Raw genomic sequence first — 24,346 nt, 5'->3', positions numbered from 1 at the left:
AACTACCCTGTGACATCCTGAAGAAACTGCTCGAGAGATGCCTTTCTCGCGCATCTGTCAAAGGCATAGGCCGTTTGCTTGAATTCCTTGCCGTCCAGCAGACCTTGAATATACCCGGAGACGGTGTCGGCTGCCATGACGAGCGTGTTGTCCAGCGTATGGACATACTTACTGGTCACCGAACTGTTAGCATGACCAAGGAGCGCCGCAATTGTGATCTCGCTGAGGCCAAGATCATTGGCAATGCTCGCAAAACTGTGCCGAAGGACATGGGCGGTGATCGTCTCAAGTGCAGTCCCGGCGAAGATCTTCTTCCACTTGTTAGGAAAGGCACCATACGCCTTGCCGCCCCGCGATCCAGGAAACACATAATCTCCCGCAGTAACTTCGCGCTGCATCTCCAGAAATTCGACCACCGCAAGGCCAATCGGGCGGATTGATGCACCTTCCTTTGAATCCGACAGTCGTAGGCAACTGTTCGAGAGGTCCACGTCGCTCCACCGCAGACCAATGATTTCGCTGCGCCGACACCCGGTCAGAGCAATCTGACGCACTATGTCGGTCATCATAGCAAGATCAGGGTCACTTGCCGCTCGCCTCAGCGCCTCGCCCATCTCCCGATATTCGGCGGTGCTTAAACGCCGGTTTCGAACCTGATCTTTGGGTTTTTTGATGCCATGGGCAACATTTCGATCCACAATCCCGGCGTCATTCGCATAGGTAAGAATCCCGCCGAGTAAGCCGACAGTACGACTTGCTGCCCCTGGTCCGCCGCGAAGAATGGATTTACCACGAAGGTTCTTGGTCTTCCTGACTGCGCGCGTTTTCCCGATCAGGATGTCGTTCATCATCTTCGTCACATCAGCCTTACTCAGATCGCGCACGCGCTTTTTGCCGAGGATTGGGATGATGTGGCCATTGATTCTGCCAATATCGGTAGTGATTGTTGCTGGCTTCTTGGGCCGACCGCGTTTGCCCTGGATAAGACCCGCATGGAGATCGCCGATATAGCGTTCACAAAGCTCCTTGATCGTCATGGCATTTCGGTCCTCCAGCTTTTCTTCCGCCGGATCGTCGCCTTGAGCCACGCGCCCGAGTTGTGCCTTCGCCTCGCGTCGTGCAGTCTCGGGCGTCCAGATGCCGTGAAGGCCGATGGTGAAACGCCGGGAAGATCCGTTGCTTCGATATTGGATCACATAGCTGCGCTTGCCCGACGCGAAGACTCTCAATCCAAATCCGGGCAGGTCATCGTCCCAGATGACGTAGTCGATGGGCTTGGTTATGGCGCTCTCAACAAGCCGTTTCGATATCTTTGGCATGGAATCGATCCTTTCCAGTCGGGCTCTCGCGTAAGCACCACGTAAGCACATGGGGGAAAACCACAGCGTAGAGCCGGTTACGTTTTTCCGTCGTGATGCGCTGGAAAGTAAAGTTATTTCAGTGCCTTATCGCACTATAGCGTAGTCCATCGCACGTTTCGGATAGACTGCTATTAATTGCTCCGAAGGCAGAGGTCACAGGTTCGAATCCTGTCGGGTGCGCCATAAAATCAATAAAATCAAAGAATTAACTACATCGCGAAGATGGCTGTCGGGATTTAGCTATTTGTTGGCACAATTTTGGCACAGTGCCGAAACCCCGGCACACTAGCGATCTGTAGCGCGCAAGATCGAATGACAATCCGAAGCACAGGCATTCGACATCGGCTTAGGACGTGGGCAGAATTGGAGCGGGTAGCGGGAATCGAACCCGCGCGTTCAGCTTGGGAAGCTGACAGGCTACCATTACATCATACCCGCTTTGAAAAATCTGCGTGGCAGCCTCTCTTCTTCGCGTGCATGCCAGCGCTTGTCAATAAGCGTCCGACCGATTTTCCTCAGGGCAGGAAACCGGACGCAAACTTCAGGATCGGGACAGCGGGCACAAAGAATTTATCGCTCCCTCTCTCGATATTTATACAAAAAAGCCCATTTGAGTTGATCGGTATCTACTCGGATAACAGGTAATTCATGGCTCCACTTTCCAAGCGTAGCGCACTGCTTATCGTCAATCCCAATGCCCGAAATGGCAAAGGGTTTAATCCTCATATGCGATCAATCCTGGAGGAGGGCGGCATTTCCCTGATCGAAAAGTCACCTCAGGGCGATGCAGCCATTTCCGATATTATTGAGACAACTGAAGGGATCGATCTGGTTATTATTGGCGGAGGCGACGGAACCTTGAACGCTGCATCCAAGGGCCTTGTTAAAACGGGGCTTCCGCTTGCCATATTGCCGCTCGGAACAGCGAATGATTTTGCGCGCACCATTGGAATACCTGCAGATCCTGCTGAAGCTGCGCGGCGGTTGCCGACCTATGCATCGCATCCGGTTGATCTGGGTGAGGTGAATGGTCATCTTTATTTCAATGTCGCGAGTATCGGCTTTAGTTCAGATCTGGCCGGCCAATTGAGTGCCGATGCAAAAAAGAAATGGGGAAAGCTTGGTTATGCCATTACGGCGGCTCGTATCCTGATGCGTTCAGAACTTTTCACCGCTTATCTGGAGCATGATGGCATGACGGAGAAGATGAAGACATTTCAGGTGTCGGTGGGGAATGGAAAATTCTACGGTGGGGGCATGGCGGTCAAAAAAGATGCCGCCATCGATGACGGGCTGCTCGATTTTTATAGCCTTGAGATCGATCACTGGTGGAAACTGCTCAAACTGCTGCCCAGCCTGCGCGAGGGGACGCAGTCCAAATGGGATGATGTGCGGACCTTTTCCACGACTGAAGTTGTAATCAAGACGAAGAAACCGCGCCCCGTGAATACGGATGGCGAACTGTCGACGTGGACGCCCGCCCATTTTCGCCTGCGCCGGAATGCCATCAATGTGTACAGGCCGCAGCCCGCTCAATAGTCGGATTCAGCATATCGTTCTGAAAAAAATGGCCCGCTTGACAAAGAAGCGGGCCAAGATCATGACGTTAGGTGACTGGCTCGGAGGTCATAAGAGCCACTCATATAACGGATCAGTCAGATGAAGGTTCCGGGATTGACACAAGAATGTTCATTTAGGAGTTTGGCCGCTCGAAGGCGCATAGCGTAATTGCGCGCAGGGTCGATCCAATGATAGGTTCTGCGAATATATTAATGATCCGTCAATGATTCAGTGAGATCAATAATTTTAAAAGTTTGGGACAAGTCGGGTTCCTCTAATTGGGTTGCGGGCGTGTTGCGTATGAGTTCAAATCGTTGGCGGAGAAGTTGGGGAGCAACCACCACGCTGAGTCTGGCTGCTTTGGCTGTGGTTTTGGCGGGCTGCGCGGGTTCTCCAGATCAAAAGACGAAGAAAAAGCAGTCGAAAGAATATTTTCCCGAATCCAAATATGGCGTGAAGGCCAGTCCTCGTGTCACGAGTGCGCAGGGTAAGCCTCTGCCCCGCGGCGGTGGGCGCGACCAGATCGGTAAACCCTATCAGGTCAAAGGCCGCTGGTACTATCCCAAGGAAAACAAGAATTACGCCGCAACAGGAAGAGCCTCCTGGTATGGCAGCGCTTTTCATGGCCGTTTGACCGCCAATGGCGAAATTTATGACATGACGCACCTGACGGCCGCGCATCCAACCATGCCGCTGCCCAGCTATGCGCGCGTTACTAATGTCGCAAATGGCAGTTCGGTCATTGTTCGCGTCAATGATCGCGGACCTTTTGAACGCGACCGCGTTATCGATCTTTCAGAAAGAGCCGCCGAACTGCTCGATTATAAGCACCATGGTACAGCCAGTGTGAAAGTGGAATATGTAGGCCGTGCGCCGCTGGATGGAAATGATGATTCCTATCTGATGGCATCCTACCAGCCGGGCAATAGCGATATGATCGGCCGGCCTGCAACGGGCGTCATGATGGCGATGAACGGCCCGACGCCCATCTCTCCCGCAATGGCGGCTATGCCGGTATCAGCACCTGTGCCGCAGAACTCGCCTTTCGAGATTAATCCGGCCTATGGCGATACGTTTGGCGAAATACCCGTTCTGCCAGCAAATGTGCCGGTGCCATCGCAACGCCCGGCTCCGGGTTTCGGTATTGCCAGCGCCAATATCGCTCATGTGGCGGGCCTGGCAGGCTACGCCGCCGAGCGCTGGGATGCTGCAACATCTACGCAGGAGAAGGCCTATGGCCACATCCTGACCGCAAGCGCCGTATCCGATGCATGGAAGCGCAGGAATGCTGAAGAGCAGCGCGAATATGTCGAGCTTGGCTTATTCGCAACGCTCAACGATGCGCTACGGATCGAAAAGGCGCTGCCCGGATTCGCCAAGGTGACGCGGACGAAAATCCCCACCCAGAACGGCGAAGTCTATGAATTGGCGGCTTATGCAGAACAGGGCGGCAATGACGATCTGCTGCGGGCAGCATGGAAAGCCGGTGCAGTGGATGCATTTATCGTCCGTGCCGATTGATTTTCATCCGATATGCTGCGCAAGCTTGCCCGGCTTGCTGGCGACGTGGTGAATTATGGGGCTTTTGTCAAAAAATATAAACCTTGCAGCAATCGCCGCGGCTCTGCTGGCGGCGAGCATTTTTCCTGTCCAGGCTGAAACCGCTCAAGGTGACGGATTTCCCACCAAGGCACCGCAGGTTCTGCTGATCGATGATGGCAGTGACACCGTCCTTTTGTCCAAAAATCCGGATAAAAAAGTGCCTCCGGCTTCACTGGCGAAGCTTATGACGGCGGAAATTGTTTTCGATGCGCTTAAAGGCGGCCAGATCACTCTGGAAACAGCCTATCCGGTCAGTGAATATGCATGGCGAACAGGCGGTGCACCGTCACGAACATCGACGATGTTCGCGCGTATCAAATCGACTCCGACCGTCGCCGATCTCCTTCAGGGTATGATTGTGCAGGCAGCGAATGATGGGGCCATCGTTCTGGCAGAAGGGCTGGCTGGCAGCGAGCAGGCTTTTGCCGGCAAAATGAATGATCGCGCGGCCGAGCTGGGGTTGCGCGATTCCCGCTTTGTAAACGCGACGGGCTTGCCCGCTCAAGGACAGGCGGTAACGCTTTCGGACCTGACGAAGCTTGCCCGCCATATTCATTCTTCCTACCCCGAATATTACCCATATTACGCGCAGCCGGCCTTTACCTGGAACAATATCTTCCAGCGCAATCGCAATCCGCTCTTGCGGCTGGAAGTCGGTGCAGATGGAATGGGCACCGGCTTTGCGGAAGAATCCGGCTATGCACTGGTTGCTTCGGCGCAACAGCATGGCCGCAGGCTCTTTCTCGCCATGAGCGGCCTTGCAAGCGCCAGGGAGCGCGAGGAAGAGGCCAGAAAGCTCATAGAATGGGGAATGAACGCCTTCGACAAGGTTCATATTTATGCGGCTAACGAACGCGTAGGCGAAGCGCAGGTCTTCGGGGGCGCGCTCAACCATGTCGCGCTGAAAGTGGACGCTGACGTCGAGCTTCTTTTGCCAAAAGAAGGACGCAACAGGCTGAAAGCGCGCATTTTATATGATGGGCCGCTGCATGCGCCTTTGGAGGCAGATAAGCAGATAGGCTCGATGCAGTTTGAACTCGACGGCAATATCGTGCGGCAAATCCCACTCTTCACGGCACAGCCGGTTGTAATGGGGAGCCTGTCGCAGCGCGCGATGGGGGCTGCATTCGAGCTTGCGACGGGCTGGCTGAGGAAATATTTCTAAACGCTCGACCTTGCGTGCAAACGCCGATAAACAGGGCAAGCCTGTTCGGCGTGAGTTCATTGATGCGGAAACCAGCGTGAGCGGATTGTTCATTACATTTGAAGGCGGGGAAGGGGCGGGGAAATCCACCCAGATTGCTTTGCTCGCGGAGCACCTGCGCGCTCTTGGTCTTGATCCGCTGATCACGCGTGAGCCGGGCGGCTCGGCAGGCGCCGAAGCCATCCGCCATGTCATATTGAGCGGCAATGCCGAGCAATATGGACCTGCCATGGAAGCGCTGCTTTTTGCTGCTGCCCGTGCCGATCATGTCGATCAACTCATCCGACCGGCTTTGGCTGAAGGGCGCATTGTGCTTTGCGACCGCTTCATTGATTCGAGCCGCGCCTATCAGGGTGTAACCGGCAATCTCGATGACACCTATATGGCTGCAATCGAGCGTATCGCCATCGATGGCATGATGCCGGACTTGACGATCATTCTGGATATTCCGGCGGAAAAAGGACTTTCCCGTGCGGGAAAACGCCGTGGAAAGGATGCGGCAGACCGCTTCGAGAAGGAAGACATTGGGGTGCATGAAGCGCGGCGTCAGGCATTTCTGGCAATTGCCGAAGCCGAGCCTCACCGCTGCAAGGTGATCGATGCGGATCGAAGCGTGAGTGAAATTTCAAACGACATCATCATGGTCGCAGATGCAACTTTGAAGAAAAGGGGACTTCTGTGATCGAAGGACTGGAAATCCCCAAAGCACATGATTCCATCGAAGGCGTCGCTGGTCCCTCCGCAAGCGATTACATTACCGGACATGACGAGATCGCGGCATTTCTTGCGCAGGCCTATCGTGAAGGCCGAATGCATCACGCATTGCTTTTCGAAGGCCCGCAGGGGATAGGCAAGGCCACGCTGGCATTTCATCTGGCGGGGCATATGCTTGCGCATCCCGATCCAGCGCGCGCGCCGGAGAAAATTATCATTCCGGATTTCAGCAAGCCGTTATGGCGTCAGATCGCGGGTGGCATGCACCCGGCCATATTGCATATCAACCGCCCCTTCGATCAAAAGACAGCTAAATTCAAGACAGGCATTCCGGTCGAGGAAATTCGGCGGGTGACGCATTTTCTTACCCGTACGGCGTCGGATAATGCGTGGCGAATCGTCATTGTCGATCCGGCAGACGATATGAACCGCAACGCGGCCAATGCTTTGCTCAAGACATTGGAAGAACCGCCTGCACGCGCGCTTTTCATTCTGGTTTCGCATTCCTCGGGACGGCTTCTGCCCACGATTCGCTCCCGTTGCCAGAGTATGCAGTTCAAGCCGCTGGATGAGATCGCGCTGAGGGATGCAGTAACCCGTATCGGTTCTTCTATCGGACTGGATGCCGATACGATTACGCCCTCGCTGCTGGAGAGATCGGAAGGCAGTGTACGCAATGCTTTGCTTTTGTCCGCCTATGGCGGGATTGAAATTTCCGATACCGTGGATGCTATATTGGGCGGCCCGGTATTCGATCTTGCAAAGGCGCAAACGCTGGCAGGCGCGGTGAGCGGCCGCGAGGCGGAAGTGCAATACGGGTTGTTTCGCGACTATCTCATGGGGCGTGTGGCAGCGCAGGCGCTCGGCCTTGCGCAATCGGGTCAATTGCGGGATGCAGAAGCATGGTCGCGCCTTTGGGGCGATCTTGTCCGCGAAACTTCCGAGGCGGAGACCTATAATCTCGACCGCAGGCAGGCGGTTTTGATCCTCCTGCAAAAAACCTATCGTGCTTTTCAATCTGGAGCGCCTTCGCTGGCGTGACATGATCGCCGACATGCGTTATGTCACCGCTGACGAATTTTCTATTTGCGCGTCTGGCGATCCTTCGGATGCGTTTTCAATCATCGAAAGACCGGGTCCACAATGAGCCGTGAAAAATTCTATATCACCACCGCGATTGCTTACCCGAACGGCAAGCCTCATATCGGACATGCTTATGAGTTGATTGCGACTGACGCTCTGGCGCGGTTCCAGCGTCTTGACGGCAAGGACGTTTATTTCCTCACCGGCTCGGATGAGCACGGTATCAAGATGCTGCAAAGCGCCCGCAAGGAAGGCATCACGCCGCGCGAACTGGCCGACCGCAATACGGCGGCGTTCCAGCGCATGGGCAGCATGCTCAACAGTTCGCACGATGAATATATACGCACATCGGAAGAACGCCATTACAAGGCAAGCCAGGCTATCTGGCAAGCAATGGCCGCCAATGGCGACATTTATAAAGGCGGCTATGCCGGCTGGTATTCGGTACGCGATGAAGCCTATTACGGCGAGGACGAAACCGAACTCCGTGAGGATGGCGTGCGCTACGGTCCGCAGGGAACGCCGGTCGAATGGGTTGAGGAAGAAAGCTATTTCTTCCGCCTGTCGGACTATCAGGACAGGCTTCTCGACCTTTACGAGAAGAATCCGGGCTTCATCATGCCCGCCGAGCGCCGCAATGAAATCGTAAGCTTCGTAAAATCGGGCCTCAAAGACCTGTCGATCTCGCGCACGACTTTCGACTGGGGTATTCCGGTGCCGGGCGATGAAAAACACGTCATGTATGTGTGGGTCGATGCGCTGACCAATTACATCACCGCACTTGGTTATCCCGATACGGATAGCGATAAATGGGCCTATTGGCCCGCGAATGCGCATGTGATCGGCAAGGATATTTCGCGTTTTCACGCCGTCTATTGGCCGGCATTCCTGATGTCGGCGGGGATCGAACTGCCAAAGCGCGTTTTCGCGCATGGCTTCCTGTTCAATCGCGGCGAGAAGATGTCGAAGTCGGTCGGCAACGTCATCGATCCCTTCGATCTAGTCGAGCGTTATGGGCTGGATCAGTTGCGCTATTTCCTGATGCGCGAAGTGCCTTTCGGTCAGGATGGCAGCTATAGCCATGAGGCGATCGTCAACCGCACCAATGCCGATCTTGCCAATGATCTGGGCAACCTCGCGCAGCGTTCGCTTTCGATGATCGCCAAGAATTGCGAAGGCAAGGTTCCACAGCCCGGCGATTTTTCTGACGCCGACAAGGCAATTCTCGATCAGGCGGGTGCCGCGCTCGAAAGCGCGCGCAGGGCGATGGGCGATCAGGCGCTGCATCTGGCGCTCGGCACGATCTTCGCTGTCGTTGCGGAAGCAAACCGCTATTTCGCCGGGCAGGAGCCATGGGCGCTGCGCAAGACCGATCCCGCGCGCATGAATACCGTGCTTTATGTGACGGCTGAAGTGATCCGCCGCGTCGGTATTATGGTGCAGCCCTTTATCCCGCAATCGGCTGAAAAGCTTCTCGGTATTCTGGCGATCCCGGCCGACAAACGGCAATTTGTGGATATTGCGGCAAGCCCGCTTGCCGGAGGAACGGAACTGCCAGCGCCGCAGCCGGTCTTCCCGCGTTTCGTGGATGCTGACGAGCAGAACTGAGTGAAACATGCTGGTCGATAGTCATTGCCATCTGGATTTTGCCGATTTCGAACCGGAGCGCGATGCTGTGATACAGCGCGCGCTCGATGCGGGCATCGGGCGTATGGTTACGATTTGCACGCGGGTCAGGAAGTTCGATACGATCCGCGCGCTCGCAGAAGCCTACGACGCCGTTTATTGCTCCGTTGGCACCCATCCCAACAATGCGCATGAAGAACTCGACGTGACCGCCGATGATCTCGTGCGCTTGGCGGAACATCCCAAAGTGGTGGCAATAGGCGAGGCGGGGCTGGATTATCATTACGATTACGCACCGCCGGAAGCACAAAAACAGGGTTTTCTGGTGCATATCGAGGCCGCGCGGCGGACCCAATTGCCCTTGGTTATTCACGCGCGCAATGCCGATGCGGATATGGCCGCTATCCTTGAAAGCGAGATGGAAAAGGGAGCTTTCCCTTTCATTCTGCACTGCTTTTCATCGGGGCGTGCGCTCGCTGAAAAAGGCGTTGAATTGGGCGGTTACGTCTCGTTTTCGGGTATTCTGACATTTAAGAATTCTGCGGAAATCCGGGAAGTGGCAACAATTGTGCCACATGACCGCCTGCTGGTGGAAACCGACGCACCCTATCTTGCGCCCATGCCCCATCGCGGCAAGCGCAACGAGCCATCCTTCGTGCAGCACACAGCGGCAGTTCTGGCTGAAACCATCGGCGTGAGCCGCGAAGAAATCGCCCGCATCACCAGCGCCAATGTCTTCCGGCTTTTCTCCAAGATGCCCGCACCGGTTGAGGGGCGGTAATCGTGGTGTCGCCCCGCAATTGTCTGCGTTTCACGCTTCTGGGTTGCGGTTCGTCGCCCGGTGTGCCGCGCATCAACGGCGATTGGGGAAGCTGTGATCCCAAAAACCCGAAAAACCGCCGCCGCCGCGCGTCTCTTCTGGTCGAACGCTTCGATGAAAGCGGAAACAGCACCGTCGTCGTCATCGATACGGGGCCGGATTTTCGCGGCCAGATGATTGATGCCGATGTGCATTCGCTCGACGCGGCTGTCTATACCCATCCGCATGCAGACCATATTCATGGCATCGATGATCTGCGAACCTATGTCGTGGAAAACGGGCGGCTGATGGATGTCTATGCCAACAGGCTGACACGCAACCGGCTGTTCGAGGCTTTCGGCTATTGCTTTGAAACGCCGCCCGGCTCGAATTACCCGCCGATCCTGTGCATGCATGGCATTGCACCCGAAACCCCGTTCTCGATTGACGGGGCAGGCGGGCCGATACGTTTCGAACCGTTTTCGCAGGTGCATGGCGATATTGAATCGCTTGGTTTCCGCATCGGCGACGTTGCCTATTGCACCGATGTGAGTGCGTTTCCCGAAGAAAGCCTCAAATATATTCGCGGCGCGGAAGTGCTGATTATCGATGCCTTGCAATATCGCCCGCATCCGAGCCATTTTTCTCTGGCCGAAGCACTCGAATGGATCGAGGAACTCGCCCCGAAGCGTGCGATCCTGACCCATATGCATGTGCCGCTCGATTACGAGACGGTCATGCGTGAAACGCCGGATCATGTCGAGCCCGGCTATGACGGATTGCGTTTCGAGACAGGATTATAAAAAAAAGCGCCGGAAATTTCCGGCGCTTTTTGATTGGGAGGATCAGGCAGCCGAACCCTTGACGGGGAAAGGCATGATATTGCTGCCTTCTTCTTCTGCATGTTCCGGCTGGCCTTCGAGCTTGAGACCGCCTGCGCGCAACAGATCGGAGAAACGCCCGCCGCGTGCTGCCAGCTCGCCAAAACTGCCGTGCTCGACCAGATGGCCCTTATCCATGAACAGGACCATATCGGCGGATTGTACCGTCGAAAGGCGGTGGGCGATGATGAAGGTCGTCCGGTTCTGGCTCAGGTCTTCCACCGCCCGTTTAACCTTTTCCTCGGTTTCCACATCAAGCGCACTGGTGGCTTCGTCGAGAATGAGAATCGGTGAATCCTTCAGGATCGCACGGGCAATTGCCAGCCTCTGCCGCTCGCCGCCCGAAAGCTGCGAGCCGCGCTCGCCCACAATCGTGTCATAGCCATGGCTTTTAGCCAGAATGAAATCATGTGCGGCAGCGGCTTTTGCAGCCGCATGTACCTGTTCATTGGCGGCATTCTCATGGCCGATGCGGATATTGTCTTCCACCGAACGGTTGAAAAGCCCCGCATCCTGAAAAACCGTCGCTATGGCGTGGCGCAGCGAATGGCGGCTGATCGTGCGTGTATCCACGCCGTCGATCAACACGCGGCCTGCTGCCGGATCGAAGACCCGCTGAAGAATATTGATCAGCGTCGTCTTGCCCGCGCCCGTCGGGCCAACGATGGCAATTGTCTGGCCGGGCTTGGCCTGGAAAGAAATATCGTAGACGCCCTGGCCCGAATTCGGAAATTCGAAGGTGACGTTATCGAAGACAATATCGCCCTTGATGTCTTCCATTTCTATCGCGCCTTCCGGTTCCTTCCGTTCGGCGGTGGCATCTTCCATCTCGAAAAACTCTTCGAGCTTGGCGCGAGCGGTGACGGTCTGGTTGATGAAGGCGCTGATCTGGTCGAGACGACCGATCATAAGCTGTGCGAAGCCGATAAAGGCGATCACATCACCGACATTCATCTGTCCGCGGCTGACGAAATATGCGCCAAGCACAAGCACCACGACCATCGAGAAAGTCGAGGCCATACGGTTGAGGCCGCTTGCGAGCGCCCACCAGTTGAGAACGGGAAACTGCACATTCTCGAGCTTGCGGGCATAATCGCGCAACGCCTGGGTTTCAGAGGCAATACGGTTATAGCTCTGAACCACGGAAACATTGCTGATCGTGTCGCTGACATGCTCGAAAAGCTGGTGATGGTGCTTTTCAACTGCTGCCTGACCGTCCTTGGTCTTACGCATGACGAGCTGGCCGACCATGATGTAAATGACACCAAGCACGATCAGCACGAGTGACATGCGCATATCCATGTTCATCGCAACTGGTATAAGTGCTGCCAGTGCGACGATGGTCGTCAGATGCTGGCGCATGAATTCCAGCCAGAGCGTGAAAAGGGAATCCGTTGCGCGGATGAGCGTATGCAGGGCATTCGACGTGCCGCGGTTTTGATGCCATGCAAGCGGCATGGTAATGATGCGCTCGTAGGATTCAACCATCACACCAAGGCGGCGGCGATGCGCCAGCCGGTCTGCGCCGCGCGCCACGAAGACAGCCGCAATGATGTTGAACACACCAAGCGCAGCCCACATGGCCAATTGCGGGAGGAAACTTCCCTTGTCGGAAATCGCCTGGATGACACGGCCAAAAAGGATTGGTTCAGCCAGCATGACGAGCGCTACCAGCACACTTGCAATGCACATGGCCATTGTCGCAGCCTTTTCGGCTGCAAGATATTCCATGGCGCGCCAGTAGATTTTAAGCAATGACACTTCGAACTCCCGCTCGTTATTGTACCGGACTACATGGTATAGCCCTGTTGTTCTATCAACATGCAATGTGGACAAGAAGTGGCAGATTGGGGCTCGAACCGACCATAAATTAAGAATGCCTGTAACCGAGCGTGAAGATTGGAAGTGGTTTAAAACACCTCAATCGTCCTCTCTCATTGCGACAATGAGGCTATGTTCTTATTTTCCGCAATTATGCTGGCAATCTGCGGCAGGCGCGTCTATTGACGGGGTAAATACAGACATCAATCAGGATTTCCATGGCAGGCGTAGAACAAAAGATTGTGGATTCGGACGAGGCGGGCATGCGCCTCGATCGCTGGTTCAAGATCCATTATCCGGGTCTTGGCTTCGGCCATCTGCAAAAACTGCTTCGCTCGGGACAGGTCCGCATCGATGGCGGCCGCGCCAAAGCCGATACGCGTTTGCAGGCCGGACAGACGGTACGAATTCCGCCTCTGGGCGTCGATGAAAAGGCGTCAGGCCCGATGACGGCAAAGACCATCCGCAATCAGCAGGATGGCGATGTGCTGGCGCAGATGCTCCTTTATGAAGACCCGAAGGTTCTGGTTTTCAACAAACCCGCAGGTCTTGCGGTGCAGGGCGGATCGGGCGTCAGCCGTCATGTCGACGGCATGCTGGAAGCCTGGCGCAGCAAGAAGGGCGAGAAGCCCCGGCTGGTGCACCGTCTTGATCGTGATACGTCCGGGGTTCTGGTGGTCGCCCGCACGCGCGGCGCTGCTCAGGCATTGGCCACCGCTTTTCGCGAACGTGAGACGAAAAAGACCTATTGGGCCTTGGTCAAGGGCGTTCCGCGCAAGCGCGAAGACAAGGTTTCGACATGGCTTGTCAAGGAGCAGACGCCTGATGGCGACAAGATGCGCGTTTGCCAGCATGGTGAGCCGGATTCCGATCATGCCATCTCCTATTACCGCATCATCGAAAAGGCAGGCAACAATCTGACCTGGCTGGAAATGGAACCCTATACGGGCCGCACGCATCAGCTACGCGTCCATGCCGCCTATATTGGCCATCCCATTATCGGCGATCCGAAATATTTTGAAGCCGATCAGAACTGGGAATTCCCCGGCGGCATTCAAAAGCGCCTGCACCTTCATGCGCGTCGCATCCGCATACCCAATCCATCGGGCGGCTGGATCGATGTCACCGCTCCCTTGCCGCCGCATATGGTGCAGTCGTGGAATCTGCTCGGCTTTGATGAAGCGAATGCAGAAGAGAGTTAAGCTGCTCTGAGCAGAACTGAACTGGATAAGAAAATGCGCGATATTCTCTCCGATCTCGAAGCCGGAAAACAGCTTTCCGACGAAAACCCGATTGTTCGGGCGCAAAAACAGATGCAGGCGCAACTGCCGAAGCGTTTTTATGAAAAGGCCGAAGCTGCGGAAGCGGATGGCGGCTTTGCCGTGCATCTCGATGGGCGTCCGGTCAGAACGCCAGCACGCAGCCTGCTGCTCTTGCCCACAGAGCAGGCAGCGGAAATTATCGCTGAGGAGTTTCGTGCCCAGCAAAAGGTCATCGATCCCGGCACGATGCCCGCAACCCGTCTGGTGAACACCGCAATTGACGGGATTGCGCAAGACCCGCAGGCCGTCTTTGAAGATATTCTGCGCTTCGCGGGAACGGATATGATCTGCTATCGCGCAGATAGCCCCAAAGAACTTGTCGCGCGGCAAACCGAGCGCTGGGATCCGCTCATCGACTGGATGGAAGGACTGGGCGCGCGCTTTTCGCTTGCGGAAGGCGTCATGCATATCGAGCAACCGCGCGAGGCGCTCACGGCATTCGGTATTCACCTGTCGGCTTTTCAGCAGCCGATCGCGCTTGCATCGCTGCATACCATGACAACGCTGACCGGCTCGGCGATCATCGCATTGGCAATTGCCAAAAGCGAGATTACAGCCGAGGAAGGCTGGCTGCGTGCTCATATAGATGAAGACTGGACCATCGAGCAGTGGGGCGAAGATACAGAGGCTGCAGCACGGCGCAAAGTTCGTGAAAACGAAATGATGGTGGCGGCGCGTTTGCTTTACGCACTTTAATTGTTAGATCAAGAGTTTAATATAATTAAGTAAATTATTGAAAACATTAAAAAACCCTGCCTTTCGGCAGGGTTTTTCCTTTTATGGACAATCGGATCAGATTATGGACAATCGGATCAGACCGAATAATACATATCGAATTCGACCGGATGCGGCGTCGTTTCAAACCGCATCACTTCAGCCATCTTGAGTTCGATGAAGCTGTCGATCTGGTCGTCTTCGAATACGCCGCCAGCCTTGAGGAATTCGCGGTCCTTGTCGAGCGACTGGAGGGCTTCCCGCAGGGAACCGCAAACGGTTGGAATCTGTTTCAGCTCCTTGGCCGGAAGATCGTAGAGATCCTTGTCCATGGCCTGACCGGGATGGATCTTGTTCTTGATGCCATCGAGACCTGCCATCAGCAGGGCTGCAAAGCACAGATACGGATTTGCTGCCGGGTCGGGGAAACGAACTTCAAGACGCTTCGATTTGGGCGACGAGCCGAATGGAATGCGGCAGGAAGCCGAACGGTTGCGCGCCGAATAGGCCAGAAGGACCGGTGCTTCATAACCCGGAACCAGACGCTTGTAGGAGTTGGTCGACGGGTTGGTGAAGGCATTGACCGCCTTTGCGTGCTTGATGACGCCGCCGATGAAATAGAGGCAGTTTTCCGACAGGCCCGCATATTCATTGCCGGCAAAAGTCGGCTTGCCGTCTTTCCAGATTGAGAAATGAACATGCATGCCCGAACCGTTATCGCCGAAAATAGGCTTGGGCATGAAAGTCGCGGTCTTGCCATAGGCGTTGGCGACCTGATGCACGACATATTTGAAGATCTGCATCTTGTCGGCATTGCGTACGAGCGTGTCGAACTTGACGCCAAGCTCGTGCTGGGCCGCTGCCACTTCGTGGTGGTGCTTCTCGACCACAACGCCCATTTCGCTCAAGACCGTGAGCATTTCCGAGCGCATGTCCTGTGCGCTGTCGATCGGCGGAACGGGGAAATAGCCGCCTTTGACGCGCGGGCGATGGCCCAGATTGCCGGTTTCATAATCGGTGTCGTCGTTTGACGGCAGTTCGGAGCTGTCGAGCTTGAACCCGGTATTGTATGGGTCTGCCCGGTATTTCACATCGTCGAATACGAAGAATTCAGCCTCCGGTCCGACATAGACGGTGTCGCCGATGCCGAGCGATTTGAGATAGGCTTCCGCCTTCTTGGCGGTCGTGCGCGGATCGCGGCTATAGGCTTCGCCGGAAACCGGATCGAGAATATCGCAAAGCACCACCAGTGTGGACTGCGCGAAGAACGGATCGATATGCGCTGTTTCCGGATCGGGCATCAGCACCATGTCGGATTCATTGATGGCCTTCCAGCCGGCAATCGACGAACCGTCGAACATCACGCCGTCGATAAACATGTCTTCATCGACGAGACCCACATCCATGGTGACATGCTGCAGCTTGCCCTTGGGGTCGGTGAAGCGAAGATCGACGAACTTGATGTCGTTGTCTTTTATCTGTTTAAGAATATCGTTAGCGGTCGTCATTTTTGTTTCCTGTATCGGACGATGGGAGGCTGGTTTTATCAGATGGCGTCCACGCCGGTTTCACCGGTGCGGATGCGGATGACTTCTTCTATGTGAGAGACGAAAATCTTGCCGTCGCCGATACGCCCCGTCTGGGCGGCTTTGCGAATGGCTTCGATGGCGCTCTCGGCTGCTTCGTCGGCTACCACGACTTCGACCTTCACCTTGGGAAGAAAGTCAACGACATATTCGGCGCCGCGGTAGAGTTCGGTATGGCCTTTCTGACGGCCGAAACCCTTGGCTTCGATCACGGTTATCCCTTGCAGGCCGATTTCCTGAAGGGCTTCCTTCACTTCATCGAGCTTGAAGGGTTTGATGATGGCTTCGATTTTTTTCATCGCAGAATGAACTCCGCTTTTGTTCGCAAATGAGCATCATGCCCGTTTCAACGGTATAGAAGCATGAACTGTGCCAAACTGAAAAAAGGCAGATCATTTTTTCCATTTTGTTCGGCTTTATAGGATTTTGCCGTCTTATGTGGTGTGGTCCGACCGCTGCGGATATTAGAATGCCATTATTCCGCTCTTATGCACAAGTCATCCTCCATCCGGATTTGAGAACGGGGTTTCCAACTTATGAGCGCTGCTTAAAAAAGCATCACAATGCGGATAAATTAAGCGGATCGGAAAAATAGACCGGGCTTGCATAAATTTTTCCGGCGCGCCATGAATTGGTTCCAGTCGAGGGAAGGCAGCCATGTTTGAGTTACTGACACCCGAAGAAATGGCGCGCGCAGATCGTTTGACGATTGAAGCGGGGGCAAAAGACGGGTTTTCGCTGATGCTCGCCGCAGGCCGGGCCGTTGCCGATGCGGCTCAGAACATGTTTTCCAGCCAGGGTCCGATTGCCGTCCTTTGCGGGCCGGGAAACAATGGCGGCGATGGCTATGTCGCAGCGCAGTTTCTGCGTGAGGCGGGCAGGGACGTTATCTGTTTTAGCGCAGGCCAGCCGCGGCCCGGAACCGATGCGATGCGGGCGGCGGTTTTTTACAAAGGTGATGTCCGCAACCTCGGCGAATTCGCGCCAGCCGGCTTTGGCGGTGTCATTGACGCTCTTTACGGCGCAGGTCTTGCGCGTCCGGTCGGTGGGGCCGAAGCGGATGCGATCAGCGCGGTCAATGCTTCCGGCCTGTCGGTCATTGCCGTCGATCTGCCTAGCGGGGTGTCGGGCGAAAGCGGCGCTGTTCAGGGCGTAGCCATCAGGGCATGGGCAAGTGTCACTTTTTTTCGCAAGAAGCCGGGGCATTTGTTGCAGCCGGGAAGGGGATATTGCGGCATAGTCCATCTCGCCGATATTGGCATAGCCGATAGCGTTCTCGATGAAATCCGCCCGGATAGTTTTGAGAATATGCCGCAACTATGGCTTGAAAAACTGCCTTCGCCGGATGTGAATGCCCATAAATATAGCCGTGGTCATGCGGCGGTTTTCTCCGGCCCGGTTCACTCGACCGGCGCTGCACGGCTTGCTGCGATGGCTGCGGCGCGCGCAGGAGCAGGAGCGGTCACATTGCTTTCTCCCTCCGATGCGCTCGCGGTCAATGCGGCGCACGTCACCAGCATCATGCTGCGCGAAACACGCACCCCGAAAGATGCGGAAAGCTTCGTGAGGGATCGCAAGGTTTCGGCGGCTCTGCTCGGCCCCGGCTATGGCAGTCCATCCTTTGCGCGCGATAATATATTGACGCTTCTGGGGGCTGAAAACGGTTTGAGCGGCCTTGTACTCGATGCCGATGGCATTACCGCTTTTGAAAACAGGCCGGAACAGCTGTTTGGTGCAAAACGCAATCCAGCCGCAGTACTTGTGCTCACGCCCCATGAAGGTGAATTCAGGCGTCTTTTTCCCGACATTGCCTCAAGCGGCGATATGTCGAAAACCGCAAAAGCATGCAAGGCAGCAAGCCGCGCCAATGCCGTTCTTATCTATAAGGGGCCGGATACGGTGATCGCAGCATCCGATGGCCGCGCCGCAATCAATGCGAATGGCACCCCGGCTTTGGCGACGGCGGGATCGGGCGATGTGTTGGCGGGTATCGTCTGCGGGCTTCTGGCACAGGGAATGCCCGCATTCGAGGCGGCATGCGCAGCCGTGTGGGTACATGCTGACGCCGCGCGCCGTTTTGGTCGCGGCCTGATTGCAGACGATCTGCCGGATCAATTACCCGCCGTCTGGACGGCGCTGGCCCGCGCAGGCTAAAGCATGTCGCCCGAAAGCGGGAACCGGTTTCGGGATAACGAGATGCTTTACCCTGTTTTATACCCGGTCGGTCGCGGCTTCCATCAGTTCCTCGACCATTTCAAGGGTGAGCTCGTTATAATGCGAAATGACGCGGCTTGGTTCATAGTGGTGGACGGGTAAATCCGTATAGCCGAAATCCACCGCCACGACAGGAATACCCGCAGCCTTTGCCGTATCGATGTCGGTGCGGCTGTCGCCCACCATCAGGGCGCGGTTTCGGTTCCCCCCTGCCTGCGTGATGGTATCGGTCAGATGGCGCGGGTCCGGCTTGCGGTAGGAAAATGTGTCAGCGCCGCAAATTGCGGCAAAACGCTCCGCTTCTCCCATGGCCTTGAGAAGACGCAGCGAAAGAGCCTCGAATTTATTCGTGCATACGGCAAGTTCATAGCCATTGGTTGCGAAACGATCGAGTGCATCGAGAACACCGGGAAAGAAGACCGATTGCCCCGGTATATTTGCTGCATAATGGGTGCGGAACTCCTCGACGAGATGATCGAGCATGACGTCATCGACATGCTTTTGCTGCACTGCAAAGGCGCGTTCGATCATGACGCGTCCGCCTTGTCCCACGAAACGACGCAGCGATACGGGATCGGCAGTTTCCAGACCCGATATTGAAAGACAATGATTGAGACTGTCGAGAAGGTCCGGTGCGGTTTCGACCAGCGTTCCATCCAGATCGAAGACAATGATAGGTTTGGCGTTGACACGGGACATTCGGGCTTCCTTGGAGATGAGGGAACGACAGGCAGGTGCATTGCTAGCCGATACTGCGTTCGGGCTCAAGTTGAACGGTCTCTTCTTGACAGGGACGAAGTCCGCGCGATTGTAAAATTTACACTAAAACCGGAATAGAAGCTTTGTTGCATTGCTGGCACATGCTAGAGGCATCTGCGGAGTCGATAAGAATCCGTGGGAGAACCCGCGGGAAGACAGGAATTCACGCATGGATGAAGCACGCAAGCTGAAGATCGCAGCCGCCGCCGAGGCACTCACTCATGTCCGGGACGGAATGCGTCTTGGGATCGGGACCGGATCGACTGCTGCGGAATTTGTGCGTCTGCTCGCGGAAAAAGTGAAGAGCGGATTCAAGATCATTGGCGTGCCCACATCGGAGCGAACGGCAAAGCTTTGCCGTGAACTGGGTGTTCCGCTCACCACTCTGGAAGAAACGCCGCATCTCGATCTGACCGTGGATGGTGCGGACGAAGTCGATACCGACCTTTCGCTCATCAAGGGCGGCGGCGGGGCATTGCTGCGGGAAAAGATCGTGGCCGCCGCGTCCGATTCGATGATCGTGATCGCCGATAAATCGAAAGTCGTCGAAAAGCTGGGCCGTTTTCCCCTGCCCATCGAGGTCAATCGTTTCGGGCTGGGTGCCACAATGCGCGCCATCGAGCTGAACGCATCGCAATGCGGCCTTGCAGGCGAATTGACCCTGCGATTAAATGATGGAGAGCCTTTCACTACGGATGGTGGACATTATATCGTGGATGCATCTTTTGGCCGCATTCCCGATCCAAAGAATCTATCAAGCGCTCTCTTCGCCATTCCCGGCGTCGTGGAGCATGGACTTTTTATCGGACTGGCACGGGCAGCGATCATTGCTGGCGCTGACGGTATCCGAACTATGAACCGGCCTTGACCGCCACTATGAATTATTTGAACGGAGTACTGACCATATGATCCCGGCAACTGGCTTCCGCCGTCTGATTGCGCCGTTTTCCGCTCTCGTCCTGCTGGCGGGTATTCAGGCTGCTTCCGCACAGGAAATTTCCGCATCCCATCTGGACGCTGCCCGCGCGGCAATCTCTGCGATCAAGGCGACGGATCAATTCGACGAAATTCTGCCCAGCGCAGCCCACGCGCTTAAAGCTGAACTCATCCAGAAGGATCCCAACCTCGAAGCGCTCATTACCAAGACGGTTGACGACAAGGCTCTCGCGCTTGCTTCCCGCCGTGCGGACCTTGAGACCGAATCCGCCCGCGCCTATGCCAATGCTTTCAGCGAAGACGAGTTGAAGGCTATTGCCGCATTTTACACCTCGGATGCAGGCAAGAAGTTGCTGACTGAAGGCCCGATCGTTACGCGCGAAGTGCTTAAAGCTGCCAATATCTGGCAGAACGGCATTGCCCGTGATCTCGCACAGAGCGTTGGCGAAGTCCTGGCCGCGCAAGCTGGTGCTACAGCTGCCCCCGAACAGCCAGCCCAGCAGTGACTTTCGGCCGGTAACGCTGATTTTAGAAAGCCCGGCGCTTGGCCGGGCTTTTTCTTTTGTCTACATATAAGGCCTGTTTCTTTGAATGGAGATTTCCATGGCCGATTTTGACTATGATCTTTTTGTTATCGGCGGCGGGTCCGGCGGCGTGCGTGCGGGTCGGCTCGCCGGGGCCATGGGCAAGAAAGTCGGGCTGGCGGAAGAGTACCGCATGGGTGGCACCTGCGTCATTCGTGGCTGCGTTCCCAAGAAGCTCTTCGTTTATGCATCGCAGTTTCCCGAACATTTCGAGGATGCCGCCGGTTATGGCTGGACTGTCGGCCAACATAGTTTCGACTGGAAGAAACTGATCGAAGCCAAGGACAAGGAAATTTCCCGCCTCGAAGGTCTTTATCGCAAAGGTCTGGAAAACTCGAATGTCGAGATTTTTGCAAGCCGTGCCACGCTTGTCGACCAGCACACCATTGAGCTGAAGGCCGATGGGAAGCGGGTGACAGCCGAAAAAATCCTGATTGCAACCGGCGGACGCCCGGCAATGGGCGACAGCCTGCCCGGTATCGAACATTGCATCAGTTCCAATGACGCTTTCCATCTGGAAGAATTGCCCAAATCGATCGTGATTGCCGGCGGCGGCTATATCGCGGTGGAATTTGCCAATATTTTTCATGGCATGGGTGTCGATACGACCATCGTTTACCGCGGCAAGGAAATCCTTTCGCGCTTCGATCCCGATGTGAGGCACCTTCTCCATGAGACGATGGAGGCAAAAGGAATCCGCGTCATTTGTGGCGCCATGTTCAAGGAAGTCGAACTGAAACCTGACCGCAAGCGCGCGATTACGCTTTCCAATGGTGATGTGCTTGAAGCAGATCAGGCCATGCTCGCTATCGGGCGTCAGCCCAATACTGCCGATCTGGGGCTGGAAAAAGCCGGTGTCGAAACCGACGAGGCCCTTGGCGCCATCAAGGTGGATGAATATTCGCGCACCACAGCGTCGAATATCTGGGCGGTAGGCGACGTGACCAATCGTGTGCAGCTTACGCCGGTCGCCATCCATGAGGCGATGTGTTTTCTGGAAACGGCGTTCAAGGACAACCCGACCCGACCGGATCATGAACTTATCGCGACCGCCGTCTTCTCGCAGCCCGAAATCGGCACGGTTGGAATGCCGGAAGATGAGGCTGCGAAAAAATACTCCGAACTGGAAATATATCGCGCCCTGTTCCGGCCAATGAAGAATACATTGTCCGGTCGCAACGAAAAAATGCTCATGAAACTCGTAGTGGATGGTAAGAGCCGCAGGGTGGTTGGCGCCCATATTATGGGGCCGGATGCGGGCGAAATGGCGCAGATCATTGGCATTGCACTAAAAGCAGGGGCCACGAAGGATGATTTTGATCGCACCATGGCGGTGCATCCGACCGCAGCCGAAGAACTCGTCACCATGTATCAGCCCACTTATCGCATAAGAGATGGCGAAAAGGTCGCGGGCTGAGCCTGACGCGAGTTTCGGCTCAAGCTTTTGACATGCGGCGATGGCGCTTCATCCGCCCGATATGGTATATTGAAACCATTGCAATACTGTCATGGAATATAGCTGGAATAAAGTTCGCGTGTGCATTATATGAACGCGGTCACGCATGCCGGTTTGCCGGGCAGGGATATGATTATCTTCCTGCGTTGGAAGCCGGCTTTCGTGTAAGGAGGAAATAAATCCGACAGAAATTGCGCGGATAAGTGAACAGGTGTGAAATGACGCAGAACTGGACCCCGAATTCCTGGAGAAGCAAGCCGATCAAGCAGGTGCCATTCTATCCGGATGCGCAGGCTTTGAGCGATGTCGAGGCCCGTCTTCGCACCTATCCGCCGCTCGTTTTTGCAGGCGAGGCACGCAAGCTGAAAGAACAACTGGCGGCTGTGGCGGAAGGCAAGGCGTTTCTGCTTCAGGGTGGCGATTGCGCGGAAAGTTTTGCGGAACATGGCGCGGATAATATTCGCGACTTTTTCCGTGTCTTCCTGCAAATGGCAGTTGTCCTTACCTTCGGTGCATCCAAGCCTGTCGTGAAAGTCGGCCGTATCGCCGGACAGTTCGCCAAGCCGCGTTCATCCGATATTGAAACGCAGAACGGTGTTGAACTGCCATCCTATCGCGGTGACATCATCAACGGCATTGAATTTGACAATGCATCGCGTATTCCCGATCCGCATCGTCAGGACATGGCCTATCGCCAGTCGGCGGCAACGCTCAATCTGCTGCGCGCATTTGCGCAGGGCGGCTATGCCAATCTCGAAAACGTGCATCAGTGGATGCTCAGTTTCGTCGGCAAAAGCCCGCAGGCGGAGCGTTACGCTGCTCTGGCCCAGCGCATTTCTGAATCGATGAACTTCATGCGCGCCATCGGCATCACCGCCGACAGCAATCATGCCCTGCGGGAAACGGATTTCTACACCAGCCATGAAGCCCTGCTGCTTGGCTATGAAGAAGCCTTGACCCGCGTCGATTCGACTTCTGGCGACTGGTATGGCACGTCGGGCCATATGATCTGGATCGGCGACCGTACGCGGCAGGCGGATCATGCGCATATTGAATATTGCCGTGGCATCAAGAACCCGCTTGGCCTCAAATGCGGCCCGTCGCTCCAGCCGGATGATCTCATCCGTCTGATCGATCTTCTCAACCCGGAAAACGAAGCTGGGCGTCTGACGCTCATCGCCCGTTTTGGGTATGACAAGGTTGGCGATCACCTGCCGCAATTGATCCGTGCCGTGGAGCGCGAAGGCCGCAAGGTCGTCTGGTCCTGTGATCCTATGCACGGCAATACGATCACGGCTGGCGGCTATAAGACGCGTCCATTCGACTATATCCTCAAGGAAGTGGAATCCTTCTTTGCGATTCATCGCGCTGAAGGTACGCATCCGGGCGGTATCCATGTCGAAATGACCGGCAAGAACGTCACGGAATGCACAGGCGGCGCCCGCGCTATTTCCGCAGAGGATCTGCATGATCGCTATCATACCCATTGCGATCCGCGTCTGAATGCCGATCAGGCGCTTGAACTTGCGTTTCTTCTGGCGGAACTGCTCAAGAAAGAGCGTGATGCCGATAATGGAAAACAGGCTGCATCCGCATAAACGGCAAGAAAACAGCTGAATGAACTTCTTTCAGGGCGGGGACTGTCTCCGCCCTGTTGCTTTTCGCAGGAAGTCTTTTATTCATCGTCAGCACAACTCTTGGCTGAGGGGATCATGCGGCGAATTTTTTTGGCATTTATCAATTCCATGCGCGCGCTCCGACATCTCGCGCAGCACGAAAAAGCGGTTCAGCAGGAACTGGTGCTGTTTTTGCTTTCATTGCCGGTGGCTTTTTTTCTGGCTCCCGATTGGCTCACTTTCCTGCTGATGACAGGATCAATCCTGTTTCTCATATTGATCGAAGTGCTCAATACGGGCATCGAAGCTGCATGTGATGCGGTTTCACGTGACTTTCAGAAGGAAATACAAATTGCCAAGGATTGCGGATCGCTCGCAGTGCTGATTTCTATTGTGATTGTAGCGGCCACCTGGGGCTATATTCTGCTTTCAGCTTATTGGGTCTAGGTCGTGGTGCCACATAATTAGGAATGGCGTAATTGCATCGGTGCCTGCGCCGCGTTAAAGC

At 55.4% G+C, this 24,346-nt stretch carries 21 protein-coding genes and 1 tRNA gene; 16 read left to right on the top strand and 6 right to left on the bottom strand.

The window, feature by feature from the left end:
- Positions 1-2: 2 nt before the first annotated feature.
- Positions 3-1,319 (bottom strand): tyrosine-type recombinase/integrase, encoded by a 1,317-nt coding sequence (locus DKP76_RS09320; RefSeq protein WP_109706180.1) that lies wholly within the window; start codon positions 1,317-1,319, stop codon positions 3-5.
- Between the two features lie 406 nt (positions 1,320-1,725).
- Positions 1,726-1,799: transfer RNA gene (locus tag DKP76_RS09315), tRNA-Gly, on the bottom strand.
- A 210-nt stretch (positions 1,800-2,009) separates the two neighbouring features.
- On the opposite strand from DKP76_RS09315, the gene DKP76_RS09310 reads away from it, so the two are divergent.
- From DKP76_RS09310 to DKP76_RS09275, 8 genes are all read left to right on the top strand, one after another.
- Positions 2,010-2,900 (top strand): lipid kinase, encoded by an 891-nt coding sequence (locus DKP76_RS09310; RefSeq protein ID WP_109706179.1) that lies wholly within the window; start codon positions 2,010-2,012, stop codon positions 2,898-2,900.
- A 321-nt stretch (positions 2,901-3,221) separates the two neighbouring features.
- A complete protein-coding gene (locus DKP76_RS09305) occupies positions 3,222-4,442 on the top strand; it encodes a septal ring lytic transglycosylase RlpA family protein (protein ID WP_109706178.1) in 1,221 nt (406 codons plus the stop codon).
- 55 nt (positions 4,443-4,497) lie between these two features.
- Entirely contained in the window at positions 4,498-5,688 is a 1,191-nt protein-coding gene (locus tag DKP76_RS09300; protein ID WP_109706177.1) for a D-alanyl-D-alanine carboxypeptidase family protein, read from the top strand.
- Between the two features lie 76 nt (positions 5,689-5,764).
- Positions 5,765-6,409: a dTMP kinase gene (gene tmk / locus DKP76_RS09295; RefSeq protein ID WP_109706521.1), complete on the top strand. Its 645-nt coding sequence runs from the start codon at positions 5,765-5,767 to the stop codon at positions 6,407-6,409.
- On the top strand, positions 6,406-7,482 hold the full coding sequence (locus DKP76_RS09290; RefSeq protein WP_109706176.1) for a DNA polymerase III subunit delta': 1,077 nt from the start codon (positions 6,406-6,408) through the stop codon (positions 7,480-7,482). The genes tmk and DKP76_RS09290 overlap by 4 nt, the downstream gene beginning before the upstream one ends.
- Before the next feature lie 102 nt (positions 7,483-7,584).
- Positions 7,585-9,132 carry a methionine--tRNA ligase gene (gene metG, locus DKP76_RS09285; protein ID WP_245410191.1) on the top strand — a complete coding sequence of 516 codons (1,548 nt, stop codon included), beginning with the start codon at positions 7,585-7,587 and terminating at the stop codon, positions 9,130-9,132.
- Between the two features lie 7 nt (positions 9,133-9,139).
- Positions 9,140-9,931 (top strand): TatD family hydrolase, encoded by a 792-nt coding sequence (locus DKP76_RS09280; protein WP_109706174.1) that lies wholly within the window; start codon positions 9,140-9,142, stop codon positions 9,929-9,931.
- A gap of 2 nt (positions 9,932-9,933) precedes the next feature.
- A complete protein-coding gene (locus tag DKP76_RS09275) occupies positions 9,934-10,752 on the top strand; it encodes an MBL fold metallo-hydrolase (RefSeq protein WP_109706173.1) in 819 nt (272 codons plus the stop codon).
- Positions 10,753-10,794: 42 nt separating this feature from the next.
- Here DKP76_RS09275 and DKP76_RS09270 read toward each other — a convergent pair whose 3' ends face one another.
- Entirely contained in the window at positions 10,795-12,591 is a 1,797-nt protein-coding gene (locus DKP76_RS09270; RefSeq protein ID WP_109706172.1) for a glucan ABC transporter ATP-binding protein/ permease, read from the bottom strand.
- 278 nt (positions 12,592-12,869) lie between these two features.
- On the opposite strand from DKP76_RS09270, the gene DKP76_RS09265 reads away from it, so the two are divergent.
- Positions 12,870-13,853, top strand: a complete 984-nt coding sequence (locus DKP76_RS09265) for an RluA family pseudouridine synthase (protein WP_109706171.1) — start codon at positions 12,870-12,872, stop codon at positions 13,851-13,853.
- 33 nt (positions 13,854-13,886) lie between these two features.
- Positions 13,887-14,669 (top strand): ATP12 family chaperone protein, encoded by a 783-nt coding sequence (locus DKP76_RS09260; protein ID WP_109706170.1) that lies wholly within the window; start codon positions 13,887-13,889, stop codon positions 14,667-14,669.
- Positions 14,670-14,785: 116 nt separating this feature from the next.
- Here the strand turns inward: DKP76_RS09260 and glnA are convergent, their stop codons facing one another.
- Entirely contained in the window at positions 14,786-16,195 is a 1,410-nt protein-coding gene (gene glnA / locus DKP76_RS09255; protein ID WP_109706169.1) for a type I glutamate--ammonia ligase, read from the bottom strand.
- A 38-nt stretch (positions 16,196-16,233) separates the two neighbouring features.
- Positions 16,234-16,572 (bottom strand): P-II family nitrogen regulator, encoded by a 339-nt coding sequence (locus tag DKP76_RS09250; RefSeq protein ID WP_109706168.1) that lies wholly within the window; start codon positions 16,570-16,572, stop codon positions 16,234-16,236.
- 358 nt (positions 16,573-16,930) lie between these two features.
- Here DKP76_RS09250 and DKP76_RS09245 point away from each other — a divergent pair, with 358 nt between their 5' ends.
- On the top strand, positions 16,931-18,427 hold the full coding sequence (locus DKP76_RS09245; protein WP_109706167.1) for an NAD(P)H-hydrate dehydratase: 1,497 nt from the start codon (positions 16,931-16,933) through the stop codon (positions 18,425-18,427).
- Between the two features lie 57 nt (positions 18,428-18,484).
- Here the strand turns inward: DKP76_RS09245 and DKP76_RS09240 are convergent, their stop codons facing one another.
- On the bottom strand, positions 18,485-19,186 hold the full coding sequence (locus tag DKP76_RS09240) for an HAD family hydrolase (RefSeq protein WP_109706166.1): 702 nt from the start codon (positions 19,184-19,186) through the stop codon (positions 18,485-18,487).
- 229 nt (positions 19,187-19,415) lie between these two features.
- Between DKP76_RS09240 and rpiA the strand changes: the two genes are divergently transcribed.
- The 5 genes from rpiA (at position 19,416) to DKP76_RS09215 (ending at position 24,285) form a co-directional block, all read left to right on the top strand.
- Positions 19,416-20,114: a ribose-5-phosphate isomerase RpiA gene (rpiA, locus tag DKP76_RS09235; RefSeq protein ID WP_109706165.1), complete on the top strand. Its 699-nt coding sequence runs from the start codon at positions 19,416-19,418 to the stop codon at positions 20,112-20,114.
- A 37-nt stretch (positions 20,115-20,151) separates the two neighbouring features.
- A complete protein-coding gene (locus tag DKP76_RS09230) occupies positions 20,152-20,688 on the top strand; it encodes a DUF2059 domain-containing protein (protein ID WP_109706164.1) in 537 nt (178 codons plus the stop codon).
- Between the two features lie 97 nt (positions 20,689-20,785).
- Positions 20,786-22,183: a glutathione-disulfide reductase gene (gor, locus tag DKP76_RS09225; RefSeq protein WP_109706163.1), complete on the top strand. Its 1,398-nt coding sequence runs from the start codon at positions 20,786-20,788 to the stop codon at positions 22,181-22,183.
- A 257-nt stretch (positions 22,184-22,440) separates the two neighbouring features.
- Positions 22,441-23,820 carry a class II 3-deoxy-7-phosphoheptulonate synthase gene (locus tag DKP76_RS09220; RefSeq protein WP_109706162.1) on the top strand — a complete coding sequence of 460 codons (1,380 nt, stop codon included), beginning with the start codon at positions 22,441-22,443 and terminating at the stop codon, positions 23,818-23,820.
- A gap of 114 nt (positions 23,821-23,934) precedes the next feature.
- Positions 23,935-24,285 (top strand): diacylglycerol kinase, encoded by a 351-nt coding sequence (locus DKP76_RS09215; RefSeq protein WP_109706161.1) that lies wholly within the window; start codon positions 23,935-23,937, stop codon positions 24,283-24,285.
- Positions 24,286-24,346 lie beyond the last annotated feature (61 nt).

Source organism: Falsochrobactrum shanghaiense (assembly GCF_003149535.1).
Lineage (GTDB): Bacteria > Pseudomonadota > Alphaproteobacteria > Rhizobiales > Rhizobiaceae > Brucella > Brucella shanghaiense.
This window is presented reverse-complemented; position numbering and strand designations above follow the sequence as displayed.